The sequence below is a fragment of the Methylobacterium nonmethylotrophicum genome, from assembly GCF_004745635.1.
Lineage (GTDB): Bacteria > Pseudomonadota > Alphaproteobacteria > Rhizobiales > Beijerinckiaceae > Methylobacterium > Methylobacterium nonmethylotrophicum.
In genome coordinates, this window is record NZ_SRLB01000072.1 from 1 (window position 1) to 7608 (window position 7608).

9 protein-coding genes and 1 pseudogene are annotated in these 7608 nt (G+C 68.4%); 8 read left to right on the forward strand and 2 right to left on the reverse strand.

Going from position 1 to position 7608, the window contains the following annotated elements; translation table 11 throughout:
* From EU555_RS36585 to EU555_RS35525, 7 genes are all read left to right on the forward strand, one after another.
* Nucleotides 1–2392 (forward strand): hypothetical protein (locus EU555_RS36585; protein WP_167858773.1); only part of this gene is annotated, 2392 nt, incomplete at its 5' end.
* Nucleotides 2389–2655, forward strand: coding sequence for a hypothetical protein (locus EU555_RS35500; RefSeq protein ID WP_135420044.1), 267 nt, complete (start codon nucleotides 2389–2391; stop codon nucleotides 2653–2655). The genes EU555_RS36585 and EU555_RS35500, both read left to right, overlap by 4 nt.
* A gap of 9 nt (nucleotides 2656–2664) precedes the next feature.
* A complete protein-coding gene (locus EU555_RS35505) occupies nucleotides 2665–3138 on the forward strand; it encodes a hypothetical protein (protein ID WP_135420046.1) in 474 nt (157 codons plus the stop codon).
* 11 nt (nucleotides 3139–3149) lie between these two features.
* Nucleotides 3150–3404, forward strand: a complete 255-nt coding sequence (locus EU555_RS35510) for a hypothetical protein (RefSeq protein ID WP_135420048.1) — start codon at nucleotides 3150–3152, stop codon at nucleotides 3402–3404.
* Nucleotides 3401–3700, forward strand: a complete 300-nt coding sequence (locus EU555_RS35515) for a hypothetical protein (RefSeq protein ID WP_135420050.1) — start codon at nucleotides 3401–3403, stop codon at nucleotides 3698–3700. The genes EU555_RS35510 and EU555_RS35515 overlap by 4 nt, the downstream gene beginning before the upstream one ends.
* Nucleotides 3701–3741: 41 nt before the next feature.
* Complete coding sequence (locus EU555_RS35520; RefSeq protein WP_135420052.1) at nucleotides 3742–4092, forward strand: hypothetical protein; 351 nt, start codon at nucleotides 3742–3744, stop codon at nucleotides 4090–4092.
* Nucleotides 4093–4639: 547 nt separating this feature from the next.
* Nucleotides 4640–5401 (forward strand): hypothetical protein, encoded by a 762-nt coding sequence (locus tag EU555_RS35525; RefSeq protein ID WP_135420054.1) that lies wholly within the window; start codon nucleotides 4640–4642, stop codon nucleotides 5399–5401.
* 91 nt (nucleotides 5402–5492) lie between these two features.
* Here EU555_RS35525 and EU555_RS35530 read toward each other — a convergent pair whose 3' ends face one another.
* Both EU555_RS35530 and EU555_RS35535 read right to left on the reverse strand, forming a co-directional pair.
* On the reverse strand, nucleotides 5493–5873 hold the full coding sequence (locus EU555_RS35530) for a hypothetical protein (protein WP_091890570.1): 381 nt from the start codon (nucleotides 5871–5873) through the stop codon (nucleotides 5493–5495).
* Entirely contained in the window at nucleotides 5873–6547 is a 675-nt protein-coding gene (locus tag EU555_RS35535) for a ParA family protein (RefSeq protein WP_091890573.1), read from the reverse strand. The genes EU555_RS35530 and EU555_RS35535 overlap by 1 nt, the downstream gene beginning before the upstream one ends.
* 458 nt (nucleotides 6548–7005) lie before the next feature.
* On the opposite strand from EU555_RS35535, the pseudogene EU555_RS35540 reads away from it, so the two are divergent.
* Nucleotides 7006–7536: pseudogene (locus tag EU555_RS35540) on the forward strand (recombinase family protein).
* Nucleotides 7537–7608: the final 72 nt, after the last annotated feature.

A 7608-nucleotide genomic window follows, 5' to 3' on the forward strand; every position in this document is an offset into this window, starting at 1 on the left:
AGGGCGAAGGCGGCAGGCTGGGCAGGTATGGTTAACGAGCCGTAAGCGGGGATCCGTTCGCCTTTGCGACAGGCCCGTCGAGACCCGCATCCAGGCCTTCATCGAAGCGGCGAACGCCTGGCGCCTCGCCGGTGATGAGAAGGCCGAGCCGCCAGTGCATGCCGTCGCCGTCTCCACGGGCGTGGGCAAGACCCGGATCACTGCCCGGACCATCGCCGACTACATCATCAGCCGCCGGGCCGACCGCAAGCCGGCGAAGCCCATCCTGTACGTCGTCCCACGCCATCGCCTCGGCGACGAGATCGCGGCGCAGTTCGACGGGTACGGCATCACCGCCAAGGTGTTTCGCGGCCGGCAGGCCGACGACCCGTCCCGCCCGGATCAAAAGATGTGCGACGACCTGGAGGCGGTCGAGATCGCCTTGAGCTTAGGCGAGACTGTTCAGAAGGCCTGCTGCAAAAACAAGAACACCAAGAACGGCGTAACCTACCTCTGTCCTTTCTTTTCAGCTTTCTCCTATCAGGCGCAGTTGCGGGAAGATCCCGAAGTTTGGATCGTCGCCCATCAAATGCTCTTCCAGGGGCAATCCGCTCTCGGCAAGGTTGAGATGGTCGTCGTGGATGAGAGCTTCTGGCAGACTGGAGTTCGCATTCCGCACACAGGCCTTACCCTCGACGAGGTGGCTGCCTTCTTGCCCTTCGGTGCGGTGAAGCGGGACACACTCCTCAACGATATCGAGAGCTACCGCGGGCGCCTCGCCCGTGCGCTGCGGCTCCAAGAAGGCCCCGGGGGCGTGCTGCGCGCCAACCTCGTCGAAGCGAACCTAACCCCCGAGACCTGCTCGACCGCGATCAGCTTGGAGTGGCGGCTGAAAGAACCGACGCCGATCTATCCAGGCATGCCGAGGGCGGAACGTCGGGTTGCCGCTCGCGCCGCCGCCAAGGCGAAGCACGTCCGATCGTTCGTCGCCCTCTGGAAGGCGGCTCGCGACGTGCTCAACGACGAGACCGTGACCGTCAGCGGTCGGCTCTACCTCGATACCCGCGACGATCCTGATGGGCGCGTTCTCGTCGCCAAGGCCCGCAGCGTCCGGGCCGTCGCCAAGCAGTGGCGCAAGCCCACGCTGCTGCTGGACGCGACGCTGCCGCCGGCTGAGATCTTGGGCGCCTTCTACCCGCAGGTTGAGACCGCGTCCCCGATCGAGGCGGCGATGCCCCACGTCCGGGTGCGCCAGGTGCTCGACGCGCCCGTATCGGCAACGAAGCTCAAGCTGGACGACGAGGGCGCCCCGCGCCGCAACCTGCTGGCCGTCCGCCGGACCATCCTGCGGCGGTTCATCGACAATGGGCGGGCTCCGCTCCTCGTGATCGCACAGAAGGGCGTGGCCGGCTGGCTGCGTGAGAGCGGGCTGCCTGCCGCGATCGGCGTCGAGCACTTCAACAACGTGGCCGGCCTGGACCAGTATCGCGACGTGCGGGGCCTGATGGTGATCGGCCGCGCGCTCCCGCAGCCTGCCGCCGTCGAGGCGCTGGCCGGCGCGCTGACCGGCCGTCAGCCCGCGGTGAACGAAGGGCGCTACCCCTACGCGGGCCGCGGCATCCGTACCCGCGACGGCTCCCCGCGCGGCGTCGAGTGTGCGGCTCACCCGGATCCGGCCGCTGAGGCCTGCCGCTGGCAGATCTGCGAAGGCGAGCTGATGCAGGCCCTCGGTCGTGCCCGCGGCGTGAACCGCACCGCCGACACCCCCCTGACCATAGACCTCATCGCCAACGTCGTCCTGCCTCTGACGATCGACGAGGCGCAGCCCTGGAACCCGCCCGACGAGGAAGTTGAGATGCTGATCGAAGGCATCGTGCTCGACAGCGCCGCCGACATGTCGACCGTCTGGCCCGAGATCTGGCCCACCCCGGGCGCCGCTCGGAATTGGCTCTATCGCCGCCCGGCCTCTCAGGCTCACAGCGTCACAGAACCCTATAAAGAAGGTACTTATATAGGGTTCTGTGACGCTGTGGAGCGGTTCCGCTACCAGCAGCCCGGAGCGCGCCAGAAGTGGCGGACAGGGGCCTATGACCCCGCCGTTGTCCCCGACCCGCGAGCTTGGTTAGAAGCTCGCCTCGGCCCCCTGGCTAAGTTCGAGATCATCAGCGCCGAGCCGGCCGCGCAGCCGGCGCCCGCCGCGCCGCTTCGCGCAGCTGACATCGACCCCGAACTGGCTGCCCGCTTCCGGTGCGTCGTTGATCTGCCGGCGGCATCGCGGCCGGCACCGGTCAAGGCGGAGATCGTTCGGTGGCGCCTGCCGTCCGATGACGAGCCGATCCGCTGGCCGCCCGCAATTGCCGCCATCCTCGCCAGTACCGCGCCGGCTCCGGCTTACCGGGACGCCGCCGAATGATCGATGCGGCCGACCGCTGGGGGCCGTTCAGCCCCGGGATCGACGCCCCCGAGCGCATCGCCCGCTGCCGCTGCCTCGAGGCGGTGATCCACCTGACCACCGGCCAGCGCGGGGATGAGGCGGTGCGCCTGCTGCGCCAGGCCGAGCGCGATCCGGCCGCACTGCCCGCAGCCGCCCGAGCCATCAACGCGATGCAGACCCCGGACAAGCGCCACGTCTGGGCGTCCTACGCCGCCCTGAACAAGCCCCTACCCACCGCCTGAGGACACAGCATGTTCATCACCACCAACGACGGCAAGATCATCAACCTCGACCACGTCGTCTCGGCCGAGGAGCCGCGTTCCGGCGGCGGCTTCTCCGTCATGTTCGCGGATGGGCGGAAGGAACGCCTCCTCCTCCCTGTTTCGGACCTGGACGCTTTGTGTGGGGCAATCGTCCCGGCCCCGCCCGGCTTCATGGTCTTCGAGATCTGCATCCCGTCCGTGGCCAAGGCTGCCGATGGGCTCGTCTGCCTCGACCCGAAGCCCATCGTCGCCTTTCGCGTCCCCGTCGCCGCCGATCGCCCCGTGCCGATCACCGCGGACGGACCGGCGTCATCCTCGAGCGGCTGGACCTACGCCGTGCGTGGCCCGGAGGGACCATGGGTCGGTCCTGACGGCGATTACGAACGGGCTGCGGACTTCAAGGCGGCCTGCGAGCGCGAGCTTGCCGACGCCGTCGCCCGACACGCTAAGAGAGCAGCCTGAGGAGACCAGCGATGTCCAGCGTGATCCCATTCCCCAGCGCTGCGCAGGCGTTCGGCGAGACATTCAGCAGCGTCACCCTACGTGCCGGCTCGATCGAGGCCGAGCGCCGTGGCATTACTCGTGACCAGATCACGATCGCCATGGAGCAGAACCGCCAGCTCGTGACCTACTTCCTCGGCCTCCTCGGTTCCGCTAATGAGCAGGATCGCCAGGGTGGCGCCCTCGGCCTTACCCGGCTCCTCGGCGTCACCGGGGGCGCGGCATGAGCCCGACCGCTCTCACCCGCAAGCCGCAGGACGCCTCGACCATCACGGCCGCGCTCCTGGCCCTCCTGACCGCTCTGGAGGGCATTCCGGCGGGCTCCCCAGCCGGCGCTGCCTACACCGCCGCGATCCGCAGGCGGGGCGAGGAGCTTGCTGCTGTCGGCGGTGCGGAGGCCCTGCGCAGTGCCCACGCCGTGGTCCTGGCGGCTGCGCCAGACCAGGCCGAGACCCGCGCCGCTCTGATCGATAGCGCGTGGTCGACCATCCCGGGCTGGACCGACACCGGAAGCGCTGCATGACCGCTCGGCCTACCTTCGACAGCGCCCGGTTCCGGAAGTGCATGGCCCTCGCCACCGGCGGGGCGACAGAGGGCGAGAAGGAGGCTGGCCGGGCCGCGGCTGCCCGCATGGCCGTGGCCGCCGGGTTGTCGTTCGAGGAGGCAGAGCGCCGCGCTGGACAACCTCCCGCCGGCGGGAGGTTCGAGGACGCCCTGTCGGAAGCCGTCGCGCGCGGCATGGCGGAGGCGTTCGCGGAAGCGATGCAGAAGGCCCGGGAGGCAGCAGCTCATCAGGAAGCGCGTTGGGAGGAGGAGCGCCGTGCAGCGGGCGTGTCGCAAAAATTTTGGCCGGAGAAAATTGTGCTCCCGGGAGAGTCCGCGCTCGATCCGATGGGGCGATCTCAGGGCCGCTAAACCGCCTCACCGACCCCTTTGAAGCGGCTAAGCAGGCCGTGGGCAGGCATCGTAACACCCGGTGCGGAGAAGATTATTTCGATCGTTGAGAGTTTGCGACACGCCCCATCGGCGAGCTGGCGCTTCTCCACTGGAATGTCCCGCAACCGCTGCTCCGCCTCGGCCAGGCGCACCACAGGGCGGGTGAGCAGCCGTAAGGCATCTATCCTGCTGCCTGTGAGGCCGCCAACCCCGCAAAGGTTTGACGAACCGTTGCGGTTCATGCCGAATGCCAGCTTGGGCGCCCCGCATCCCGCGAGTCGCTGAGGAGACCACCGCCGCAGCAGTGAGACCCTAGAACGCCAAACGGCCCCACTCCTTGCCGGGAGGGGGCCGTGGCGCCGCCGAAGCGGGCATATCAGGGAACCTAAAGCCCCCCGATATCGCCAGACACTCCCTCGGGAGTCAAGCTTGAACCTCGGTTCAGGCAACGGTGGTGGCTTGTCTGGTGAACGGAGCGCTTGCCGGCGCCTCCGATCGATCTGCCGCGGCCCGAAAGGGCCGAACGATGATCTATGCCGAGATGAAAGACGCGATCGCCCGGGCGCTGCCGGGGGCGCTACCGGCTTTGCGGGAACAGCTCTACGCCCTGAACGGCGCCGGGCGCATCAGCGACCGGGACGCGGGCGAGCTCGACGACGCAATCGAGGCGCGCCGCACTGCCGGCCGAGCGTCACCCGCTCCCGCGCCCCCGCCCTCCCCCGCCGTGCCGATCGGCGCCGTCATGGCTCGCGCCTCGATCTTCCCGCCTCGCCTCCGCCCCCGCATCAGCGACCGCCCCGGCGCGAAGCTCCGCCGCCGGCGCGTTGCCTATTCCGGCCCGATCCCGCCGGGGCTCGCCGAGCGGTTCACGGTGGGTGAGATCGCCGTGCTCGGGATCGTCGCGAACGAGATCGCGGCCAAGGGCCGATGCGACCGCTCGGTGGCCGAGATCGCCCAGCGCGCCGGTGTCTGCACGCGGCTGGTGCAGCAGGCGATCAAGGAGGCCCGCCTGCAGGGCCTCATGTCGGTCGAAGAGCGCAAACAGAAAGGCGGCAAGCACCTCACGAACGTCATCCGCGTGCTCTCCCGCGAATGGGCGGCGTGGCTTGCCCGGCGCAGCAAGACGAGGGGGGTGGGTGAATCGAAGTTCGCCCCTCTGGATACGAGGAGATTCTTTCTCTCTTTAGAATCGAGAGCGGCGTTGCGCGGAAGCCGCGCGACGGGTTTTCAGAGGGGGGATTCGGGATCCGGTGGGGCTGAGCGAGCGGCGGAGCGTCCGCGATTCTAGCCTGAGACGGCCGACAGCCCTGGAATCGCGAGCGCCGGACCCTGAGGAGGATCCGGCGCTTGGTGAGGGATTCGGGATCGGGTCGAGGTGATCAGCGCTTCGTGTTGCGCCGGCCGTCCTCCGGGACGAGCGAGAGATCAAGACCCTCGGCATAGCCCTTCGCGGCGAGCGCCTCGATCACGAGGTACTTCACCGAGACCTTGCGCTTGGCCGATTCCATCTTGAGCGCGAGCCAGATGAGGTCGGGCACTTCGAGCCGCAGCGGGCTCACCGGGCCGTCGTACATCGCGGGCGACGGCGCGGGAGCGGCCGGCGCTTGGACAGGCATCGGCTCCGCCGCAGGCTCGGGCGGCGCGAGCGGGCGCGCGAACCCGGCCTCCGCCCCGCCGGCGACGAGTTGTGCGAGGTCCTCGGGGTTGGTGCGCGGGCGCGGAGCGCGGCCGAGCGGGATGGGTTTGGCGGGCGTGGACATCAGGCGGCAGCCGCGTCAGCGGGGGTGATGACGGCGAGGATCTCGTCGAGCGCGCGGGTGATCTCGGCCGCGGCCTTCGGATCGCCGTCGGGCTCAAGCGGGGTGAGCCCGTTGAAATGCATCGCCTGGTAGGCGTTCGGACGCCGGATCGTCTCGGTCGCCAGCACCGGAATGCCGGCGTCGACCACCTCCTGCCGGGCGTGCTTGGCGACCCGGCTCGCGATCGTCGCCATGCCGGTGAAGATGACGCGTGCCGGGATCGGGCGCTTTACGAACTTCTCGGCCCGCCTGACCTCGGCGTGAGTCCGAAACACCTCCTGAAGGTCCATGCCCGAGATGCCGGACGGGATCACGACGATGTCGCTCTCGGCGATCGCGTAGGTTACAGCCTTGGACGCGGCGCCCTCCAGATCAATGACGACGAGGGCGTAGCGCTCGACCGCCTCGGCGATCCGGTCCTGCATGGACAATTCGGTGACGCCGGAAATCACGTCGACGCCCCCTCCCCTCCCCTCGCGGTCGGCTGCCTCGCGCCAGGCGCGGACGTGGCCGTTCGGGTCGGCATCAAGGATGACCGCGGGGGCGCCGCGCTTCGCGGCAGCCGAGGCGAGGCAGATCGCAAGCGTCGTCTTGCCGACGCCTCCCTTAGTCGAGCACAGGCTGACGACGGGCATGAGGGCTCCTTCACGGATGGGCGGGCGCCGACCTGGGCGCGTGCCGGCTTGAGCGCATGGGCGGACAGGCGCACGCCCGGGCGCTCGGATAGGCGTAAGGGCGGAGTCACAACAAAGCATGAAGGCGCGCGCACGAAAAGGCGGAACGGCTTGTTTGCGGTCGCCTTGGCGCCTTTCTGTGTGAGCGCCGTCATGGGCGTTTGTGCAAATGGGCATGGAGTCGTGCGCCGCAAAAGGCTTTTGTTCTCTCGCGCTGAAAGGCGCGCGCCTAAATGTACATTTGATCAGGATGGGGTGAGCTCCGCCCTCGATCCGTTCCGCCGAACGCCCCGTCCCTAGCGCTTGGGGTACACCCTGATGAGACAGGCATATGAGACAACCTTGAGCGTCTCAACAGGATTGAAAATCGAGGCTTGAGACAGCTAGGAGTGAAGCTCTAGATCCTGGTGAGACGAACGATGGGCAAAATCGGCTACGCACGCGTCAGCACCACAGATTAGGACCTCTCCCTCCAGCTCGCCGCCCTCTCCGCCGCTGGATGCGGCGTCATCCGGTCCGAAAAGATCACCGGATCCACCGTCACCGGACGCGCCGAGCTGCGCACCGTCCTCGACTTCATCGGTACCGGCGATACCCTCGTGGTCACCCGCATCGATCGCCTCGCCCGATCCCTCGGTGACCTCCAGGACATCGTCCGCGAACTCAAGGCCAAGGGCGCCTCCCTCGTCGCCACCGAGCAGCCGATCGACACCGGCACTGCCGCCGGCAAAGCCTTCCTCGACATGCTCGGGGTGTTCGCCGAGTTCGAGACCAACCTGCGGCGAGAGCGCCAAATGGAGGGGATCGCCAAGGCCAAGGCCGCCGGCGTCTACAAGGGCGGCAAGACCCGCATCGAGGCCGACGAGATCCGGCGCTTGGCAGGGGAGGGGATAGGTCCTTCGGCGATTGCCCGACAGCTGGGAATAGGCCGAGCCAGCGTCTATCTGTAGCGGCGCGCAATCGAACTGTGGCGGAGGCGCAATCGAGGGCGTTTTCCGGCGCACGATCGGTGAGACTGGAGA

Coding starts and splice junctions, on each gene's coding strand:
- EU555_RS35510 (WP_135420048.1), top strand. CDS start 3,150: ATGTCCAGCGTGATCCCATTCCCCAGCGCTGCGCAGGCGTTCGGCGAG.
- EU555_RS35535 (WP_091890573.1), bottom strand. CDS start 6,547: ATGCCCGTCGTCAGCCTGTGCTCGACTAAGGGAGGCGTCGGCAAGACG.
- EU555_RS35525 (WP_135420054.1), top strand. CDS start 4,640: ATGATCTATGCCGAGATGAAAGACGCGATCGCCCGGGCGCTGCCGGGG.
- EU555_RS35505 (WP_135420046.1), top strand. CDS start 2,665: ATGTTCATCACCACCAACGACGGCAAGATCATCAACCTCGACCACGTC.
- EU555_RS35530 (WP_091890570.1), bottom strand. CDS start 5,873: ATGTCCACGCCCGCCAAACCCATCCCGCTCGGCCGCGCTCCGCGCCCG.
- EU555_RS35515 (WP_135420050.1), top strand. CDS start 3,401: ATGAGCCCGACCGCTCTCACCCGCAAGCCGCAGGACGCCTCGACCATC.
- EU555_RS35500 (WP_135420044.1), top strand. CDS start 2,389: ATGATCGATGCGGCCGACCGCTGGGGGCCGTTCAGCCCCGGGATCGAC.
- EU555_RS35520 (WP_135420052.1), top strand. CDS start 3,742: ATGGCCCTCGCCACCGGCGGGGCGACAGAGGGCGAGAAGGAGGCTGGC.